Annotated in this window: 15 protein-coding genes and 1 pseudogene; 11 read left to right on the top strand and 5 right to left on the bottom strand. The window is 45.8% G+C overall.

Annotated features, from left to right (window positions below):
- Nucleotides 1–146: 146 nt before the first annotated feature.
- Nucleotides 147–2131: pseudogene (locus G9G54_RS26235) on the bottom strand (contractile injection system protein, VgrG/Pvc8 family); the annotation flags it as partial.
- Between the two features lie 469 nt (nucleotides 2132–2600).
- On the opposite strand from G9G54_RS26235, the gene G9G54_RS14690 reads away from it, so the two are divergent.
- The 8 genes from G9G54_RS14690 to G9G54_RS14655 all read left to right on the top strand — a co-directional run bounded on the left by G9G54_RS14690 (nucleotide 2601) and on the right by G9G54_RS14655 (nucleotide 12111).
- Nucleotides 2601–3479 carry an AraC family transcriptional regulator gene (locus G9G54_RS14690; RefSeq protein ID WP_165178619.1) on the top strand — a complete coding sequence of 293 codons (879 nt, stop codon included), beginning with the start codon at nucleotides 2601–2603 and terminating at the stop codon, nucleotides 3477–3479.
- 432 nt (nucleotides 3480–3911) lie between these two features.
- The gene (locus G9G54_RS14685) at nucleotides 3912–4217 is read left to right on the top strand and encodes a hypothetical protein (RefSeq protein ID WP_238808089.1); all 306 of its coding nucleotides are present in this window, start codon (nucleotides 3912–3914) and stop codon (nucleotides 4215–4217) included.
- Nucleotides 4218–4619: 402 nt separating this feature from the next.
- The gene (locus G9G54_RS14680; RefSeq protein WP_165178618.1) at nucleotides 4620–6014 is read left to right on the top strand and encodes a TldD/PmbA family protein; all 1395 of its coding nucleotides are present in this window, start codon (nucleotides 4620–4622) and stop codon (nucleotides 6012–6014) included.
- Nucleotides 6015–6017: 3 nt separating this feature from the next.
- Complete coding sequence (locus tag G9G54_RS14675; protein WP_165178617.1) at nucleotides 6018–7361, top strand: TldD/PmbA family protein; 1344 nt, start codon at nucleotides 6018–6020, stop codon at nucleotides 7359–7361.
- 214 nt (nucleotides 7362–7575) lie between these two features.
- Entirely contained in the window at nucleotides 7576–8967 is a 1392-nt protein-coding gene (thrC, locus tag G9G54_RS14670) for a threonine synthase (RefSeq protein ID WP_165178616.1), read from the top strand.
- Between the two features lie 382 nt (nucleotides 8968–9349).
- Nucleotides 9350–10726, top strand: coding sequence for an NADP-specific glutamate dehydrogenase (gene gdhA, locus G9G54_RS14665; RefSeq protein WP_165178615.1), 1377 nt, complete (start codon nucleotides 9350–9352; stop codon nucleotides 10724–10726).
- Nucleotides 10727–11013: 287 nt separating this feature from the next.
- On the top strand, nucleotides 11014–11406 hold the full coding sequence (locus G9G54_RS14660) for a MarR family winged helix-turn-helix transcriptional regulator (RefSeq protein WP_013311380.1): 393 nt from the start codon (nucleotides 11014–11016) through the stop codon (nucleotides 11404–11406).
- 51 nt (nucleotides 11407–11457) lie between these two features.
- The gene (locus G9G54_RS14655; protein WP_013311378.1) at nucleotides 11458–12111 is read left to right on the top strand and encodes a nitroreductase family protein; all 654 of its coding nucleotides are present in this window, start codon (nucleotides 11458–11460) and stop codon (nucleotides 12109–12111) included.
- A gap of 135 nt (nucleotides 12112–12246) precedes the next feature.
- Here the strand turns inward: G9G54_RS14655 and G9G54_RS14650 are convergent, their stop codons facing one another.
- Together G9G54_RS14650 and G9G54_RS14645 are read right to left on the bottom strand one after the other, a co-directional pair.
- The gene (locus G9G54_RS14650; protein WP_165178614.1) at nucleotides 12247–13392 is read right to left on the bottom strand and encodes a VanZ family protein; all 1146 of its coding nucleotides are present in this window, start codon (nucleotides 13390–13392) and stop codon (nucleotides 12247–12249) included.
- A gap of 7 nt (nucleotides 13393–13399) precedes the next feature.
- Nucleotides 13400–14743: an amino acid permease gene (locus G9G54_RS14645; protein WP_028542243.1), complete on the bottom strand. Its 1344-nt coding sequence runs from the start codon at nucleotides 14741–14743 to the stop codon at nucleotides 13400–13402.
- Between the two features lie 96 nt (nucleotides 14744–14839).
- Here G9G54_RS14645 and G9G54_RS25700 point away from each other — a divergent pair, with 96 nt between their 5' ends.
- Nucleotides 14840–14977, top strand: coding sequence for a hypothetical protein (locus G9G54_RS25700; protein ID WP_238808087.1), 138 nt, complete (start codon nucleotides 14840–14842; stop codon nucleotides 14975–14977).
- 35 nt (nucleotides 14978–15012) lie between these two features.
- Here G9G54_RS25700 and G9G54_RS14640 read toward each other — a convergent pair whose 3' ends face one another.
- Nucleotides 15013–16278, bottom strand: a complete 1266-nt coding sequence (locus G9G54_RS14640) for a VWA domain-containing protein (protein WP_165178613.1) — start codon at nucleotides 16276–16278, stop codon at nucleotides 15013–15015.
- Nucleotides 16279–16458: 180 nt separating this feature from the next.
- On the opposite strand from G9G54_RS14640, the gene G9G54_RS14635 reads away from it, so the two are divergent.
- A complete protein-coding gene (locus G9G54_RS14635; protein ID WP_185156301.1) occupies nucleotides 16459–18453 on the top strand; it encodes an AraC family transcriptional regulator in 1995 nt (664 codons plus the stop codon).
- Nucleotides 18454–18568: 115 nt separating this feature from the next.
- Here the strand turns inward: G9G54_RS14635 and G9G54_RS14630 are convergent, their stop codons facing one another.
- A complete protein-coding gene (locus G9G54_RS14630) occupies nucleotides 18569–19621 on the bottom strand; it encodes a 2,3-butanediol dehydrogenase (RefSeq protein ID WP_028542246.1) in 1053 nt (350 codons plus the stop codon).
- A 340-nt stretch (nucleotides 19622–19961) separates the two neighbouring features.
- Here G9G54_RS14630 and G9G54_RS14625 point away from each other — a divergent pair, with 340 nt between their 5' ends.
- Complete coding sequence (locus G9G54_RS14625) at nucleotides 19962–20999, top strand: LacI family DNA-binding transcriptional regulator (protein ID WP_023989739.1); 1038 nt, start codon at nucleotides 19962–19964, stop codon at nucleotides 20997–20999.
- The last annotated feature ends 5 nt before the right edge of the window (nucleotides 21000–21004 follow it).

The following is a 21004-nucleotide window of genomic DNA, read 5'->3' as shown; positions in this document are numbered from 1 at the left end:
CTGTTAATTAGTTTGATTCCAATATGAAGTATATTCACTAGTTTTTCTTTCTCTCCATAATGCCAGTTTTGGATTCTCATGTTTCTGCGTTTGTGCTGCTTGAAGGCGTTGTTTTTCCTCATAATCTCGGAGCCATTTCTTCTGAATGTTTTTAGGAACTTGCTGATACGCTTGAGCTATGGCATTTGACTCTTTCAGCAGGTTTTGAACCAGTTCTAATGGGCCACCAGAATGCGCTATATGACGTGCACTCGTAAATACTTTCCCTAAAATCCACTTGCTATAGTAGGCTTCCTTAGCCCGCTCATGCTCGTATTGGCTTATTAGCCCTTGGAGTGCTAAACTAGCCAGATGCTTCAGTGGATGCAAACCACCTTTAGGAGCACTACCTCCAGCGTGACTTGTTCCTTTGCTCCGAACGGGGATCATTGCGGTTGCTTTCAGAATGAGACCCGTCGCAGGCCCACCTAAAGCTCCCGCAACAACACCAGCCACTTTTCCCATCACTGGAATGGAGCCTAATAGCTTGGACACCGTACCCAACAAAGAGTTGGCCTGTTGAAGTGCAGCCGGACTTGTTACTTTGGCGGTAGGAGTGCTGCTTGATGATGTCTTAGCTGCTGATGGAACTTGCGCCGCCTCGTACGCTTTGATGCTCATCAATGGCGGTTCTGGAACAGGAGGGAGGTCAGCCACGAAAACAGGAGCTTTCACCGTACCTTCCTGATAAATCACTGGAGCTTTGGTATCCGTCTCACCATCCAGTACCATGCTGCTGGCTCCACCTTTTAAGTATAGCGCCGTGCCAGCTTCGAGTGATAGTTCCTCGCCTGCACCCAGCTTCACATGACCACCCTGAATCTGCACATTCTCCGGACTGTCGATGGTAATGCCGCTACTTTCATGCAGTGTAATGGAAAATTCACCGGAGGTGGATAGGGTCAGCTCATGCTCAGACATTTCTACGCCGCTACCTTGTACATGTTGCCATACCTTCACATTCGGCTGTCCATTGGTGTGGCGTTGTTGTCGCAGTGAATCCGTTACATAGGCATCTTGTTCGCGGTGGGTAGGCAGATACAATTCCACCTGTTCCCCGATTTCAGGCATATCGTACCAGCCACTATGTTCTTCGGCGACATAACGGGTGGCTACCGGAAACCAGCAGGCTTTGGCAGGATCTTGCTTCGGGTCGATGTCCAGTTGAAGCTGTACGAAATCCTGTTGTACCTTCAGCACCGTTCCTGTCAGCGAAATCCCGGTGGCCTGATCGTTTTCATACCGAGCATAGCGGATATCCTGTTCGGCTTGAAGATCGTAACGGGTGCGCAGCAAGCCATCTGTTAGTGTGGTCACGGCTCGAACCACTACCAGTTCTTTGCCTTGTCCAATGGGTAACGTGATGAGGTCGCCTAGTGCATAAAATTGCAGGCTTTCGATCATATAGGTGACATACGAGCCAGCACGTTCTCCGGGCTTTTCCGCATCCAACTCATGAAACGTTTTCCGTACTCGATAAAATACATCCCGCTCTACCTTATGCTGCTTGCCTTCTGGCATCCCGAAGAAAACCTTGGGCGAGGCTGCGGTTACCTCTGGCACAAGTACGGAACCAAAGCGAGAAGCGAGGCGTTTTAAAAACGCCCAATCGGTCTCATCATATTGTAAAACAAATGTCTCTAGTTTGGCATAATTGCTTACCGTATCAATGGCATCTCCGTACTTATATTTTCGAACCAGTGCTGTGACCAGATCATCATAGATGCGGTGAATATCTTGATAGGAGCGCCTTTTACGCTTAATATCCATCTGGTACGAATGGGAAGCTGCTTCCAGTTCAAATGTATACACGCCTCGCACACAGTGTACGGACATACACGTAACAATCCCATGGAATAATCTTCTCAGCGATTGTCCCTGATCATTCAACGGACGAATCACAATTGGCTCTTGCTCCATATCCTGTCTGATGCATGCAGCCTCCTTGTTCTTCGGAGAGTAACCCACTGATATGTAAATAGGCATGATCGTTAATGGCGCGTGTTATTTGAAGTTGTTCAATGTGTAGTGGCTGAAAGGGACCATAAAAGCGTAGGCTTTCATATCCAATCCCATCTAATAATACGCTCAAGTGAGTTCATAACTCCTTTCTATATGTGATGGGTATTTCCAAGTGAAGCACGTCATTTTGCAATTGCTTCTGATTATAGAAGCCAGCAGATGGGTGTATCTGTCAGTCAAGATAGATATGTATTACAAGGTTTGTACGTTATAAAGGAACGAGAGGTGATATTTAAGTAACAACCCAGCATATGTATTTATCGGTTGAAAGAGAGATTTAGTTTACAGAATAACCCATTGGTTATACCGAATAATGAAAATCTTTATTGATGGAACATATATTAATTACAATAAATACGGTGAGGTGGATCTTTTATTGAAAGGGCATTGATTATTAAAGATATTCTCACTTAATTAGTTATGTTATATAAGTTTGTGTACTAAACTTATGAAGAAGAAGAGACCCTACATAATTGTGCAGGAATTGTCGGATGGATACATTCAACTACTGTTATTCTATTGATGAAGGAGGTCATATAGTGGATTTGCTTAAGAGCATGAATGAAGCAATCAAGTATATTGAAGAAAACCTGACTAACGAAATTGACTTTAAAGAGGTAGCAAGGTTGGCTTACTGCTCTGAATTTCATTTTAAAAAGATGTTTTCTTTTCTTGCAGGTGTTACGTTATCAGAATACATCCGCCGCAGACGCCTCACTCTTGCAGCATTTGAGCTTAAAGATAGCAATGTAAAGGTTATTGATATCGCGATTAAATACGGGTACAATTCACCAGATTCTTTTACAAGAGCTTTTCAAAATTTACATGGATTAACGCCGTCTGAAGCCAGAATTAATGGCCGTTCACTTAAAGCTTATCCACGAATGACCTTCCAGTTATCAATTAAAGGGGGAAGTGAAATGAACTATCGAATTGAAGAAAAAGGGGCATTTTGCATCGTTGGTATCCAAAAAAGAGTTCCCATTATTTTCAACGGAGTCAATCCAGAGATTGCTGCGATGTGGGAAAGTTTAGATGGTGAAACGATCAATAATCTTAAAAGAATTTCTAATGTCGAGCCTATGGGGTTGCTTAGTGCGTCCACGAACTTTTCTGAAGGTAGAATGGAGGAAAAAGGGGAGCTTGATCACTATATTGGCGTTGCAACAACAAAGGAGTGTCCGGATAACCTAACACAACTTAAAGTTGCTGCCTCAACGTGGGCAGTATTCGAAGCAATCGGATCATTTCCTGATGCGCTACAAGATGTGTGGGGACGTATTTATTCCGAATGGTTCCCATCCTCAAACTATGAACAAATAGAAGGCCCGGAAATCCTATGGAATGAGAGTAAAGATATAACCTCACCGACTTTCAAAAGTGAAATATGGATCCCCATTTCAAAAAAAGTAACATAAAGCGTGTGATTATGAAGTATCATGAGCTGTTTCGACAGCTCTTTTTTCAATTATTATAAGTGAAGCTTATTTTGTGAAGAAGGTATTTCTTTTAAGGTACAGCCATTTGGCGAGAAAGATCAAATAATTTATTTTACGGGACTAATGATTTTGAATAGAAATGATACTTATGTAATTGAAAATATAATGTAGCGACAGACTGAAGAACAGTGCGAGGTTTAAGGTATTGAAATAATATTTATTCATTTAGTTGTACTTTTATAGCTTCTAAGTTTGAAATAATCCTTATCTTGGAATGTCAAAGAGTCTTATTTTATCTTGCATACTAAATTGTTCTAATAATCTTATCTATTATTCTCTCATTGCTACGTATCCACGTACCACATCCGTTATCATCCTTTGCTACACTTTGAATAAAAAGGAGATGGTAACTTGGATACCCAACCTAAGATACTAAAGAGCATGGAACATACAAACTCATCTGAAAATACTGCTGAAGAATACGAGAACTTGGTGCAGCAAGAAGACGAACACATAGAGAGACTTAAAACATGCACAAAGCTCATTTGGGATGCGCTGGCTATTATTTCTCAAAAGGCAAGCGTACTTCACATGGAAACCGTCAAAGAAGCGGCCGACCATCTTCATATCATGGAACTGGACCTTCGCAGGGAATTGTTTAAAGTTCGTTTGAAAAAAAGTATTTTGGCGAACAAAATAAAGCAAACCCAAGCTTAGCAGCGGAGGGGACGGAATCGTTCTGAAGAAGCGGAGTGTTCGCCTTTGAACCCGGATTTTTACCGTTAAACTATAATCAAAAAAATCTGGGGGCAACAGCGACCGGAAGAATGATCCGTCTACGTAGCGGCCTCATATGCACGTACTTGCTCAACCCAACCAGTAATCAATTTTCTCAATAACCCGACATGACCCTTCACGGTCTAATCGGGTTTTCTCATTTCAATCCCTCCATCCCCGCGCATAAATCTTCACCTCCTCCAAACCACTTGCCACCCAGATAGTTACACCCACTCCCAACATCATGTATAGTAAAGTTATGGGAAATAAATATGAACCCGCATATTATCTTGAACGAATAACCGTACAATAAGAAACATGGCAAAAACGAGGAGGAACGTGATGATACATCCAACACAGATTCAGGATATGCTGCAAGCCGCGCTGGAGACGGGCGGGGATTTTGCAGAGGTGTTCGTCGAGGACCGCACCAATGGACAACTGGGCATGACCGGGGGAGTCGTGGATACGGCATTATCAGGCCGGGATTTTGGGATTGGCATTCGGATCATGAAGGAGCATTTCTCGGTGTATGCCTACACCAGTGATATGAGCGAACAGAGCCTGATCCGACTGGCCAAATCGGCTGCCAAGGCCATTCGCGGAGGTGGAGTACCAGGTACACACACCATTACACTCCATCCCCATGCCATCCCTAACCAACATCCGATTGCGATCATTCCTGATGGTTCACAGAAACGCGCCAAGATTGACATGATGAGACGGGCGCATGAGGCGGCAAGCGAATACGATCCTTCCATCACGCAAACCTCTGTTGGGATTAGCAACTCGATCCAGAACGTCTTGATCGCCAATAGCAATGGGCTGCTGGTGGAGGATACCCGTACGTATACACGCATGAGAATAAGCGCGATTGCGACTGATGGGGAGCATAGACAATCTGGCTTTCGCGGGCCGGGCGCATATGCAGGGACTGAATTTCTGGAGAACCTGAATATCGAAGAGAATGCGAGACACGCCGCTCGTATTGCGACCACAATGGTCAAAGCGGGATATGCACCTAGCGGCAGATTACCCGTAGTGATTGAGAATGGCTTCGGCGGCGTTCTTTTTCACGAAGCATGTGGACACGGGCTGGAATCTACGGCGGTGGCTCATGGAACCTCCGTGTTTGCGAATAAGATCGGGCAGCAGGTGGCTTCACCGCTTGTCACGGCTATAGATGATGGAACGATTCAGAACGCGTGGGGCTCGCTCAATATCGATGATGAAGGAGCGCCGACACAGCGCAATGTATTAATTGAGAACGGCATTTTAAAAGGATATCTGATCGACCGCATGGGCTCGCGCCAGATGGGTGTACCTGCGACAGGGTCGGGACGTAGACAATCCTATAAATTCGCGCCTGCATCCCGTATGAATAATACGTTTATTGCGAACGGGGATTCTACGCGTGAAGAGATCATTGCAAATACGGAGTACGGGATCTATGCCAAATCGCTGGGTGGCGGTTCGGTGAACACCTCGACCAGCGAGTTTAATTTTGCGGTTGAAGAGGCATACATGATTCGCAACGGCAAAATTGCTGAGCCGGTTAAAGGCGCAACGTTGATTGGTAAAGGGATTGAAACCCTACAAAATATTGATATGGTCGGCAACAATCTGGATCATGGTCAGGGGATGTGCGGCTCGGTCAGCGGAAGTCTTCCGGTCAACTGCGGACAGCCGACAATTCGCGTGTCCGAGATGACCGTCGGCGGACGGAAGGGAGAATAGGCGATGAATATTCAGCAATTTCAGGAAGCGTTGTTCACAAAAGGTCGGGAAATCGGCTATGCGGATATGGAAATCTACTATGTCAATGGACGTTCTACCTCGGTGAAGGTACTGAAGGGAGAAATTGACCAATATACCATCGTGGAGAACGGTGGGCTTTCCTTCCGGGGCGTCATTAACGGGAAAATGGGTTATGCCTCTACGGAGAAGCTGGAACCCGACGTGATCGACTTTTTATTGGATGAAGCACGCAGCAATGCGGATATATTGGAGAGTGAGGAACAGGATGAGCTGTTCGCAGGCTCTGAGAGTTATCCTGAGCAGTCTGCCTATGCCTCAGCGTTGGCCGACACCGCTCCTGAGATTCTTATTGAAGCGGCGCTAGAAATGGAGCGCACAGCGCTTGCCGCAGATCCAAGGATTGTGATGGCTCGGCATTGCTCGGTCAGCATTCGTGAAAATGAAGTCCTGATTGTGAATACCAAAGGGTTACACTGCCATCGTCGCAAAAGCCTAGCGACCGCTTATGTGTATGTGATTGCAGCAGACCATGACGAGATCGTTACCGGGGGCTGGCATGATTATTCCCTGCGGAGCGTGGAGGAGATCGATATTGTGGATGTGGCGCGTAAAGCCGTAAAAGAGGCTGTTTCCAAGCTGGGTGCGCACACGATCCAATCGGATAACTATCCGGTCATTTTCCGTCATGATGCAGCAGCGCAATTGCTGGCTGCGTATACGTCGGTATTTTCAGCGGAATCGGTGGATAAAGGCTTTTCGCGATTAGCTGGGAAACTAGGGCAAAAGGTGGCAAGTGAGCGTATTACGCTGATTGATGATCCGCTGATGGAGAACGTTCCGGCAGGCAGTACGTTTGATGCCGAAGGCAGTGCGACGCATCGTAATGAGATCATCAAGGACGGGGAACTACGGACGTATTTCCATAACCGTAAGACGGCCCGCAAGGCTGGGGTTGAAAGTACCTCTAATGCTTCCAAGGGAAGCTATAACGGTAAAATCGGTGTGTCGTATCATAATCTATATGTGGAACCAGGCACGTCTACGTTGGAGGACATGATTCGCGAGACGGATCGCGGGCTGATGATCGTCGAGCTGCAAGGGCTGCATGCGGGTACGAATACGGCGTCCGGTAATTTTTCGCTGGCTTGTCTGGGATATTGGATTGAGCAGGGGCAAGTGGTCAGAGCAGTCAATCAGATCACCGTATCGGGCAACTTCTTTGATGTGCTGCAGCAGGTAGAGGAAGTTGGCAACGATTTACGTTTTACGGGAAGCTGCACATCGCCTTCGCTCAAGCTGGCTGCACTCTCGATTTCAGGTTCCTAATGATTGGAGCGGCCTCTTTTTTCAGACTCACGGGCTGTTCCTGACGTTTAAATTGCTTAGCGATGACAGATGCCTGATGCATCGAGGTATGGTAAAGTAGGAGAAAGTCTTTGAAATATGAAAAAAAGGCTTGGTTACAGCACCGCGACAGGGTATTATAGACAATAATATATTCGAAAAAAGGTTCGAATTGAATTTTTATTGGGGGATGTATATGAGATATATAAGCACTAGAGGTCGAGTAGAAGCCAAGGGATTTATTGATACCGTGCTCATGGGGTTAGCTGACGATGGAGGTCTGATGGTACCTGAGCAGATTCCGACCGTGTCGGCAGCTACGTTAGAGCAATGGGCTACATTGAGCTACAGAGAGCTGCTGCTGGAAGTTTTTGCGCTGTATATCAATGATGAGATTCCTCGTGAAGATTTGGAGCAGCTGGTGGAGCGCAGTTACGCGAGCTTCCGTCACCCGGAAGTTACGCCAGTGAAGAAGATCAACGATTCCCTGTCTATTTTGGAGCTGTTCCACGGGCCTACGTTCGCGTTCAAGGATGTGGCGCTGCAATTTATGGGTGAGTTTTATTCCTATGTGTCCAAAAAGCAGAATGAGATCATTCACATTTTGGGTGCAACCTCAGGCGATACCGGGGCAGCAGCTATTCAGGGCGTGCGTGGCAAGGAAGGCATTAAAATCTGTATTTTGCACCCACACCAAAAGGTGAGCAAGGTACAAGAGCTGCAAATGACGACGGTTGACGATGAAAATGTACTGAATCTATCCGTAAAAGGGAACTTTGACGATTGTCAAAAAGTCATTAAGGACCTGTTTGCCGATCTCGATTTCAAAGCTAAACATCATTTGCGGGCGATTAACTCGATTAACTTTGTGCGTATTTTGGCGCAAACCGTATATTACTTTTATGCTTATTTCCGGGCGCAGGAGTCAGCGGGTACGAAAAAAATCAATATCAGTGTGCCATCTGGCAACTTCGGCAATATTTTTTCCGGCTTTCTTGCGAAAAAAATGGGCTTGCCGATCTATAAGCTGATCATTGCCACCAATGAAAATAATATTTTGGAGCGCTTTGTGAAGACAGGCGAATACAAGCCAGGCGACTTTAAAAGCACATACAGTCCTTCGATGGACATTCAGGTGGCGAGCAATTTCGAAAGATACCTGTATTACTTCCTCGGGGAGGATGCGGCCAAGGTATCTGAATACATGAATAACCTCAAAACTGAGGGACGGATTGTGATCAGTGCAGAGGATTTGAAGCGGGTACAGCAGGATTTTGAAGCGCTCGGCGCTTCGAATGAGCAGTGTCTGGAGCTAATCAAGAAATACAAGGCCGAATACGATTATTTGCTCGATCCCCATACGGCATGTGGTATTGCCGCGTATGAGGCGTATAATGGCGCGGATGAAGTATGTGTGACCTTTGCGACAGCGCATCCGGCCAAATTTGATGAAGCCATCCGTCTGGTGGACATCAAGCAGGAGTTCCCAGCGCAAATTGAACAATTGTTCTCCCAATCACAGCATCAGCAGGTGGTAGAGCATGACGAAGCAGAAATTGTGCGTCAGCTTGAAGCCTTTTATGTGTAAAAGAATGGGGAAAGAGGCTACGCCCTGCGCGCTAGTCTCTTTTTTATTTCCATATTTTCCAGATGTGCTGTATGTTTTAGTTTCAATTTGTTCACATTATAATGCCATGTGGAGTAAGGTGTTAGGGCCTTAGAAACCGTGAAAAAAGCCCGTGAATCAAGGGATTTAGCTTTAATAAACTAACAGGCAATGAGAGGTTCATAGAGTTATTTGATGAAGGATACAAAAATTTTTTATAGGCGAATTAGATGTATTATTATAAAAAATCATGTATAGTTAACTAAATTTTATGAATACATAAAGTTCCACTCTCGAAGGTGCAGAATAACGTCGTTCCGTCATTTAACAGAGGGGCTAATTATAAAAGGGGTGTATTAAAAAAATGACCATGATCCGTCCAGAGCAGAGTCAACAAGCAGCAGCCGAATATGTGCAGTCCGTTTTTGAGAAGGTTATCGCGCGCAATCCTCATGAGAATGAATTCCATCAGGCCGTCAAGGAAATATTGGATTCGCTAATTCCGGTATTGGCTAAGCACCCTAAGTATATGCAGCAGGGGCTTCTGGAACGGCTAGTGGAGCCGGAGCGAGTCATTACCTTCCGTGTACCTTGGGTGGATGATGCAGGGGTTGTACAGGTCAACCGCGGCTTCCGCGTACAGTTTAACAGTGCGATAGGGCCTTATAAAGGTGGACTTCGCTTCCATCCGTCTGTATATCTGGGAATCGTCAAATTTTTGGGTTTTGAGCAAGTTTTCAAAAATGCATTGACGGGTCTTCCCATCGGTGGGGGTAAAGGCGGCTCGGATTTTGATCCCAAAGGGAAATCAGATAACGAAGTGATGCGTTTTACACAAAGCTTCATGACTGAGTTGTATAAATATATTGGTCCAGATGCCGACGTTCCGGCAGGGGATATTGGTGTAGGCGGACGTGAGATCGGATACATGTTCGGGCAGTACAAGCGGATTCGCGGAGGACATGAAGGTGGCGTCCTGACGGGTAAAGGGATTCATTACGGAGGTAGTCTCACACGTACAGAAGCGACTGGCTACGGTTGTGTATATTTTGTAAACGAGATGTTGCAGGCTCAGGGATCGTCTTTTGAAGGAAAACGCGTCGTCGTGTCCGGCTCGGGGAACGTATCTATTTATGCGATTGAAAAAGCACAGCAGCTCGGTGCTACAGTCGTGGCATGTAGTGACTCGAATGGCTACATCTATGATCCAGACGGTATCGATCTGCAGCTGGTAAAGCAGCTGAAAGAAGTGAATCGTCTGCGGATTAGCGAGTATACTCAAGAGCGTCCAGGCGCAATCTATACAGAAGGCTGTTCGGGGATCTGGTCGATCCAATGCGACATCGCACTGCCATGTGCCACACAGAATGAAATTGACGAGCAAGCAGCCCAGCTGCTGGTAAGCAATGGCGTAAAAGCTGTAGGCGAAGGTGCCAATATGCCATCCTCGCTACAGGCCATTGAAGTGTTTTTGGGCAATGGAGTTCTGTTCGGGCCAGCCAAGGCTGCCAATGCAGGCGGAGTAGCGGTCTCGGCGCTTGAAATGTCGCAGAACAGCATGCGCCTGTCATGGACCTTTGAGGAAGTGGATGCCAAGCTGCATGATATTATGAAAAATATCTATGCTAACAGCGTGAAGGCGGCTGAGGAATACGGCGTGCCGGGCAATCTGGTTGTCGGAGCCAATATCGCAGGATTTGTGCGTGTGGCTGACGCAATGCTGTCCCACGGGATTATTTAACTTAACGGTATACCAACCCTTATCTCCTATTACATGATGATTGATGATTGAATAAGTAAGCTAATGAAAACAAAAGCTGAGTGGCTCTGTGTGAGCCGCTCAGCTTTTATTTGCAAAGAGCACTTTATTTTTCTCAGGGACTTGATTTATTTTTAAAGAGGATGTATATTACTTGATAGATCAATAATTGATAGATCAAAGGTCGGATCATGAAGCCCAGCGATATGCTTAAGGGAGGAGAGATTGATATCACCCAGACACCATCCGAGCCTGAGTATATTTTTGACATGCTGTTGTTGCTGAACAAGCAGATTAGCTCCAAGTTTGAGCGTTGTGCAGGAGTCAGTGCATCCAGATTGCAGCTATTGTGCAAGTTGTATCAAGTACAGGAGATTAGTCAAACTCTGCTGCAAAAAGAGGTTGGCATTGATGCTGCAGCCGTAACGCGCCATTTGAAACAACTGGAAGCGACAGAAATGGTCACACGACGCACGAAGCCAGAGGACAACAGGGTTACCTTGGTAAGCCTGACCGATTATGGGCGTGCACGCATTGTCATCTTTAAGCAGGAGCGCTCGCAGTTTGTAGCTCAGCTGCTACAGAGCTTCGACGAGACCCAACGGCACCAACTAGCTGATATGCTGCAAGTGATGAATAGTCATATATCCGATATGGACTGACAACATTTTTTTAACATTACTATACCCACAGAGGGATAAGGAGAGATTGGAATGAATAATACGAACACATCCAGTACTGTAAAAACGAATGATTTTAAAGAAATCGCCCTGGGACGCCGTTCTGTAAAAGTATACGATCCGTCCGTGAAGATCAGCCGCGAGGAAATGACAGAGATTTTGACGGAAGCTACACGCGCACCATCTTCCATTAACCTGCAACCTTGGCGTTTCCTCGTCATTGACAGCCCTGAAGGTAAAGCCACACTGGCACCATTGGCCCGTTTCAACCAACGTCAAGTAGAAACATCTTCGGCAGTGATCGCTGTGTTTGGAGATTTGAACAACTTTGATAATTTCGAACAAATTTTTGGAGAAGCTGTAGAACTGGGTTATATGCCAAAAGACATCAAAGAAATGCAACAGGAAAAAGTAGCAGCCCATTTTGCAGCGCTTGATCCAGTTGTGAACAAAGAAACGGTCCTGATTGACGGTGGTTTGGTATCCATGCAGCTTATGCTGGTAGCGCGCGCTCATGGTTATGATACTAACGCTATTGGCGGTTTTGAAAAGGATCAAATTGCTGAAGCCTTTGGTCTGGACAAAGATCGTTATGTCCCTGTTATGCTCATTTCCATGGGTAAAGGTATCAACGATGGTCATCCGTCCACACGATTGCCCATTGATCAAATTGCACAGTGGAAATAAGGAAAACGAACTAACATCTATACACAACATAAAAAAACAGGCGGACAAAGGAAATTCCTTTGCTTCGCCTGTTTTTTATTTGCTTGGATGCAACGTAGATCGCGGTTGCTTATCACGTTGTCAGTCTTTCGGTTATCATGTCACGGTATTTTCTCCCGACGTCTCTGCCGAATCAGCGGTGTCATTCTGAGGATGATGATAATGCTTGGGCCATATAATTTGGTGCGAAGTATGGCTAAGCTCCTCATAAAATAACGGGGCTTTCTTGATTAGACGTATGAAAAAAAACCATCCATTCATCACCAACAACAAAAGGCTGATCAGAACACTTACCCATGGAGAGACTTGAGACCACAGCACGGGTCCACCCAGTACGTAATTAAGTCCAAAATACAACCAATACAAGAGACTGTAACGCTTGATGAGCCCCCACAGGGAAATCCGTTGTCCTGTCCCTATAAGATGAATACGCACCAGCCATTTCCCTGGAGTTCGTCCATTCGTTAAGTAAGGGACCACCATAAAGTAGACCCCACTGGAAACCCAGAAAGCAGCAGGAACATGCAGAGACTCCATGATGCCGAGCAGCCCGATCCATATGATAGAATCCACGAAAAAGGCTACGCCCCGTCGGGTATAGGACACTCGCTTCGTTGCCATGTCCACATGCTTGTCCAGATGTTCCAAGCGGGGCAGGAAGCGTGAAAACCATTCGCCTAATAGAAAGCCTAGCATACCGCCCAAGGTATTAGCCAATAGATCGTCCACATCGAACACGCGATACGCATGGTCAAAAAATCCATACAGTCCTGTCAGCTGCGTCACCTCAAAGAAGAGGGAGAGGATAAAGGACAGAATCAGACACCATCCCCATCGTGCACGGAAATAATAACGTAAGAACATACCGAAAGGCACGGTCATCACAACGTTAAAAACGACTTGCAGAAAAGCGCGCTCCTTCAGCAAATGAACATAGCTGGAGGGATGGGCGGGTGAGATGGATGTTTCTCTTATAATGTCATGAACGAACTGCAAGGGCATCAACTGCAACGCTCCCCCGGCTAATGCAGCATTATGACGCGATGCCGGAAGCGGGAGTATGACCAGAAAGAAGACGTTCATCAAGTATAAAAGCATCAAGTAAAGCAGCCATGCTCTAGCCTTGTGAATATAGCCATGCCTTCGATATTGCACGATTAGGAAAGGCAGTGTAAACAATAACGCAGCAAAAGGAAACGCAAGAAAGGCATATGAAACAGGAAACAGGTAAGATTGAATCATGTGCTGCTTACGCCTGCTTTCTCCGGAACTTCACCAAAGACCAGATGACCAGAAATGCCATGAAAGCCACGCATACGCTAATGCTAATGCGATTTTGCGGGTCAAGCAAGAATAGGAACGCAATGACCCATAGGCATCCCACTGTAACCGCCGTTACATAAGGGAATCCCCATATCTTGAAAGTAGGCTCCACTGGATAAGATTTGCGCAATTTCAATTGGGACAGACAAATACAGCTCCAGACGAGCAACACGACGAAGCCAGGTACAGCCATCAAAATACGGAACAGCCCGTCCTGAGCGACATAAGCAACCATGGAACCGACAATCAGGACTACAGCGCACAATTTGAGACTATTTACCGGAACCCCGTTTGAAGATAAGCGGGCGAGTGATTTGGGACCTTCTCCATTGATAGCCAGCGAATGCAGCATACGTGTAGCCCCGTAAATTCCCGAATTGGCGGCAGACAGTACAGCAGTGATCAGAATAAAGTTCATAACATGAGCCGAGCCTTGAAGCCCTACAGAAGACAGTACCTGTACAAACGGGCTGGTATTCGCATCCAGTTGGTTCCAGGGAATCAAGCCACAAATGATGAGAATGGGCAACGTATAGAACAAAACAACGCGAAGAATAAAGCTTTTAACCACTCTAGGTAGTACCTTTTCCGGATTTTCTGTCTCCGTCAACGTCAGTCCAATCAGCTCGGACCCTCCGTATGAAAAGGTAACGACCAGCAGCGCTGAAAAGATAGCTAACCAGCCATTAGGTAGAAATCCGCCGTGCTGCGCGTAGTTGCTTAGATAAGGTGGAGTTTCAGTGGGAATAATCCCGAACAGTATACAGCCCCCCAAGGCAATGAAGATAATAATCATGGCAATCTTAATACCCGCAAGCCAAAATTCCAGCTCCCCAAATCCGCCGACACTCAGCATGTTGACGACAATAATGAAAGCCGCACTCACTAAACTGAGTACCCATAGAGGAACATCTGGCAACCAATATTGCAGGAAGCTTCCCGCAGCAATGACCTCAATGATACAGACGGCCAGCCACATGAAGCAATACAACCAGCCGATAATAAAGGACAGTCGTTCTCCAAAAGCTTTGCGAATAAAATCCTTCATATTCATGTTGGGGTAGACGGTAGCCATCTCGGCAATTGCGCCCATAACGACCAAGAGCAGGAGTCCCGCGAAGACATAGGATAAAATAACTCCAGGTCCCGCCAAGCTAATCGTTTCGGTACTTCCTTTAAAAATTCCCGTTCCGATGACTCCACCCATAGCCATAAAGGTAATATGCCGTGGGAGCAGCTTTTTGTGCAAAGTTGCTTCATTTGATTTCAATATGAAATCCTCCTTCATATAGTGTATAGCTTCAGCATAGCCCAAACAGGGTTACTTCAATTAGACTTATACTACATGAAAATATCCAATTAGGAAATGAAAGAAATAGGATCTGGTAGGGAGATTGAAATCGATAAAGGACAAACTGAAGAAAACAGAGGCAGAATGCTGGCGCTGATGATTGCTCTATCTGCGGTCATTCTGCCTCTATTGCTCTGCTCGGTGGATATTTAAGTGATCATGTAGGAGTATCGCATTGCGGTGAAGGATTAGCTCCGCAATATTCCTTTAGCCCGCACTTGCTTGAGCCAACCAGGAAACTCATTCAGCAGACGGTCGTACAATTCTGCGTCTGTCACGGAGTCAATGTCATCCAAGGCAAAGAAATCTGCATTATCCACTACGCGGCCGCGCATCTTATCCAACTTTCGAAGGATTCCGTAATCGGCTTTACCAAGACCTACAAATTGCCAGAAAATCGGAGTGCTTGAGCTTTTAATCAGCAGCTGTTCTATTTTTTTCTGTTCATAAATACCTCCATCACTGAAAAAGATAATGTAGGTCGGGATTATATCGTTGGGATCTTCCTTTGTGTATTTAAGTATGATATCCTTCATGACTTCCGGCTCGTTATTGCCCCACCCCAGCTCACTATCTTCACTAGGCTCAGCATAATTCCTATGAATGTAATTCTCGAAATTCCTCTCTGTGACGCTTGGAGCACGCTTGGCTTTGTCTGCAAAAAACCATACATCCATTTCACCATTGTCATCCATACAGGCGGCTACAGCCAACACACGTTCGCAGGCTTTTTGCACCGTCCCACCCGTGTACAATTTGAACATAGAAACAGAAGCATCGAATACAACCGCTACTCGTGCTTTTTCACGGTCTATCTGCTTCTTTTGGAGTGAAATTTGTACCTTCTGTTTAAGCAGATTAATTCTTCCATTCACAGGAGAAGGCTTCTTCACGCTGGCTGTATCCGCTGACGGTGCTGCTGGCGATTCCGTCTCCTCTACGGTGACACCGTGAGCCTCGGCAAGCGGCTTTAGTCCTCCGTTGAAACCGCGTCCAACTGCGCGAAGCTTAAAGCCAGACGTATGACGATACACTTCTGCCAGTACAAGCGATGTCTCACTGGTGGCTTCGGTGATGCTGTAGGTGATATGGGATTGCTTGCCTTGAGCAGTAACTGAGCAGCCGACCACATCGGCAAAAGTACCTGGGCCGTCCAGTGTGGCCGCAAACACACATTTTTCCACCCCGGTTCGTTCCAGTTCCTGGAGCGCTACAGTAAACTCAGTGGTTCTGTCATTTGGACGCTGTAACCGTACATGGCCGTGCGGGTCAGCGGGTTGATTGTAAAAAACGAAATAGTCATCTGAGGAAACCTTTCCGTCTGCTCCTACCATAAAACAGCTAACATCCAGTTCGGCAGGTGCATGCTTCCATGTAATGGTGACCCGCACTGTATCTTCCTTACCGAATGGTGCATTAGCTCCTGTACTCAATACAATATTGGGACCGCTCATGCTGTCAAACCCCCTATGTATTTTAAATCTTATTTTTATACAAATTGTACCATGGAAATGGTATATTCACCTTGTTTCGCGCAGGAATATTTGTCTCATGGTAGACGCAGTAAAAGATGATATATAATGAGGTTGGTTTGGAAAAAAAGTATGATATTTATGAAGCGGAGGCTTTGATACGTGAAGCAGGATCGGCAAAAGCAGGCAGGTTCCTATATCGGGATGAGCAAGGGACATGAAGCTGATGAGTTAAACAAACTACAGTCCCTATGGCTCCATTCGTCGATTCGTGTCATGGATGTCCGGCATATTCGACTGGAGCCAGAAGCGTTGCTTCAACCGTATCGTCTTCCAGCGCAGGCTTTTGTATTTGTATTGCAGGGTAGCGTGCGTTTGGATGGTGATTGGAAGGATACGCCACATTCAGGGTACGTACTGCATGGCAGCAAAGGCTTTGAACTGAATATGAAACCCTCGCAATGCGGGATAGAATATATCCTTGTACTATATAAAGCGACTTCTCTATCGGGACACACGATGTATAATCATCCTTCGATAGCCCATGGTTTTGTACCGCCTTATCCGGTTATACTGTACCAAAAGCTGCAACTACTGGAGTACGCATGGCAGGATCATGAGGCGCTATCCAAGATTCAGGCTCAGGGTCGGTTCTATGATTTTGCATATGAATGTATGCGGCAATTGCAAGAACCGAAGGCTCGAACTTCTGCGCGGGATATCGTGACACAGGCGATTCGATTTATGCAGGATCATTACGCGGAGTCCATAACGCTCGAACGTTTGGCCGGATTGTTGGAATGCAGTCCGAGACATCTGACTCGGTTATTTAAAAAACAAACGGATTGTAGCCCGATTATGTACTTAATTCAACTGCGAATGGACAAGGCTAAGGAGCTTTTGCGGAAGACGGATGCTACTTTACAGGATATCGCTGTCAGTGTGGGGTACCCGGATGTCTATTTCTTTAGCCGGGCATTCAAAAAATATACGGGTGTATCCCCGGTTCATTACCGGGACAGCCTATATTCATCTGCTTTTGTGAGAGATACCAGTCTGGATAATCCATTAAGCATGTCCGAATGTTCCATTGATTCGATAAGTGGCGCCCTGCATACTGTTATTGAGGATAATAATCATTATCAAAATCATGATGAAGGGATTTTACGAATGAATAGAAACGCAAAGCATTCCATGGCATTTATTTTATTGCTTAGTTTTACCCTGCTGCTCAGCGCGTGCTCAGGCACATCCAGTCCTGCGGCAACCGATGGCGCTTCCCAAGGGAACAATAATACATCAGCGGAACCAACATCACAGGAAAGGGTGCTGAAGGATGCACTTGGGCATGAGGTGAAGGTTCCTGCTCAGCCTCAGCGTGTGATCGCTTCTTATCTGGAGGATCATCTAGTGGCCCTAGGTGTTAAACCCGTAGCCCAATGGTCGGTAGGCAAAAATTCAGTTCAAGGTTACCTGCAAAAAGAACTGAAGGACGTTCCTACCATTGCTTCAGATCTTCCGTTTGAGGCGGTTCTGAACTTCAAGCCTGATTTGATCATTATGGACAGTGCGAGCATGGTGGAAGGCGACAAATATAATCAATACTCTAAAATTGCTCCAACCTACGTGGTAGGCACTAATATGAACAATGATTGGCGTCAAGAGCTGCTGACCGTGGGTGAGGTGCTGAATAAGAGCAGTGAAGCGAAGCAGGCATTGAGCAACTACGACAAAAAAGCAGCAGAGGCTAAAGCCAAGCTGAGTCAGACGGTAGGACAAAAAACTGCAGCGGCATTGTGGGTAACGGATAAAAATGTGTATGTCGTAAACCAGAATCTATCCAGCGGTGATGTATTGTATAAGGATTTGGGATTCAAGATTCCACAAGTCGTACAGGAGATTTCCAAAACGGCTAAGGCGAACTGGAGTAATTTATCGCTGGAGAAGCTGGCCGAGCTGGATGCGGATTATATCTTTATCGTGAACAGCAAAAACGTAAGTAAAGAAGATATTGTAAAAGATCCTGTATGGGCGGGAATTCCAGCCGTTAAAGAAGGCCATGTATACGATTTTGGTAAGGATTCTAGCTGGTTGTATACAGGTACAATTGCAAACAGTCAAATGATCGACGATGTTTTGAAAAATGTAACTCAGTAATCCAAATGGTAATCAAAAAACGCTACTCATCTTGACGACAGCATGTCGCAGGAAGGAGAGCGTTTTTTTATAAAAAGATGTCTGCATAGAGCAGACATCTGGTTTGTTTTCGATATTAGGCTTGCGGAGATACCAGGATTTTAACCTGATTTTTCTCTTTCAGGAGACCTTCAAAACCTTGCTCAATCACTTCTTCGAGTTTAATGCGTTTGGTAACCAGCTTGTCGGCAGGGAAATAACCTTTTTCCATCAGGCTGATAACAGCTGGGAATACATCACGGTAGCCGATAATACCAGTCAGATTGCGTTCCTTCATAACGATATTGTTAGGCTTGATCGGAGCTTCTTTTTCAAAAATGCTGACGATCATAATTTGTCCACTAATTTTAGTAGATTCAATAGCTTGAGTCAGCACAGGAGGTACTCCAGTGACTTCATAGGCTACATCTACGCCGCCGTTGGTCCGTTTGTGCAGTTCTTCCACCACATCATAAGTTTTAGGATCAATCACGATAGCACCCAGCTCTTCAGCTTTAGCTTTACGCTCCTCGGAAAGCTCTACTGCATAAATCTCAGATGCGCCCGAAGCTTTCAACGCTTCAATAACCAGCAATCCGATAGGACCAGCGCCAAATACTACAGCTTTGTCGCCGACTTTCAGTTGGCTTTGACGAACAGCATATAAAGCAACGGCCGAAGGCTCTACCAATGCGCCTTGCTCGAAAGATACGCTTTCTGGAATTTTGTGAACCATGTGCTCGTCAGCTGCGACATATTCAGAAAATCCACCACCGCCGCCTGCCAGACCGAGGAAGCCCATTTTATCGCAAAGATTATATTTCCCTTGTTTACATGCATCACATTCTCCACATGCAAAAACCGGTTCTACAACTACACGGTCGCCAACCTGAATCTTGGTTACACCTTCACCGATTTCGACGACTTGTCCAGAGAATTCATGTCCCATTACGATCGGCGCTTTTTCGCCAGTCAATGGATGCTGAGCATCTTGGGGAATGAAGATCGGTCCTGCTACATATTCGTGAAGATCACTTCCGCAAATGCCACACCATTCTACTTTGATTTTTACTTTTCCTGCCAGAGCAGCGGGCTGCTCAATGTTTTCCAATCGTAAGTCTTTTACTCCATGCCATCTCAATGCTTGCATGTCTGTCATCTCCTTGACGAATATATGATCATTGCCTCTATAAAAGTGAATGAATTAGGAAACGTTTCCGAAAAATAATATGTCACAATTTTTACACATTGTCAAACCAATTTAATGCAAAAAGCACTTGATTTTTTTGTGAATATAATCACTTGTGACTACAGTGCTATATTTGGCTCATTACTTTTATACAAAGAGATTTTGCGAATTTTTTAGGTGAAGCAAAGACAAGAAGAAAACGACTTTAAATTTTAGACACTCATTCTGTGGTATAATATCAGCATTAAGACTTTATTTTAGAAAGTCAGAAAACGATTCCGTTCTTGAAAGGATTTTGGGCGTGACAGATCAAAAGAAAGTAACCATTGAGGATGTAGCCAAGCGGGCAGGAGTCGGTATTGCGACTGTCTCCAGAGCTATTAACGATAGTGAGGGCATCAGCCCGAGAACGAAAGCCTTGATTTTGCAAGTGATTGAAGAGATGGGGTTTACGCCCAACACCTCGGCTCAGAGCTTGAAAGTTCGTCAGACACGACAAATCGCACTGGCCGTGCCAGACATTCGTAACGCGATTATTCCGGAGATCGCTTGGTCCGTAGAGCAGGCTGCCAAGCAGCATGGTTACCGGGTCGTGCAAATCAATACCGCCGGGAATGCCAGAATGGAGCTTGAAACAGTTCGTGAGGTCAAGAAGCTGCATGTCGACGGGCTCATCATTATGCCGCTGGCGTATCCCAAAATGTTGGTAGATCTGATTAACAAAGCCAGCGTTCCCGTGTCCATTATTAACTATGGCAAGAAGCTGGGCGAAGATGTCAAAGCGGATATCGTCAGTCTGGCCCGGCAAGAGGGAAGACTTGTGATGGAGCATTTGCTTAAAATCGGCAGAACAAGAATTGCCTATGCAGGCGCTGCGAAGGACAAAATCGAGGAAAGATACTTCGCTTATGAGCAGTCTCTGCAGCATGTGGACCCTTCACTCGTTTATTTTGGCGATGATTTCTCCTTTGAGACAGGGCTGCGTGCAGCCGATTATTTTTACAGCTTGAAACATATGCCGGACGCTATTTATGCGGTTAACGATATGGTGGCGATAGGGATCGTCAATCGATTTAAGGATTTGGGTGTAAAAGTGCCAGATGAGGTTGCTGTAGTCGGTATTGATAACAATCTGTGGGCTATGGTAACGACCCCTCAGATCAGCTCAGTTTCCATCATGGGAGAAGAGGTGGCACGGTTGGCTGCGGAGCTGCTGCTCAAGCGGATTCAGGAACAGACACCTGGGGACTATGAGCGTGTTCAATTCGAGCCTCGCCTGATCGTGAGGGAATCGAGCGTCTCTGTGATCCGTAAGCCTACGGTAGGGCGTGATGAGTAGTAGGG

Origin of the sequence: Paenibacillus sp. EKM212P, assembly GCF_011066115.1 — a bacterium.
Classification (GTDB): Bacteria; Bacillota; Bacilli; order Paenibacillales; family Paenibacillaceae; genus Paenibacillus; species Paenibacillus polymyxa_B.
Note: the sequence above shows the minus strand (reverse complement) of the source record. Positions and strands in the feature narration are given on the sequence as shown.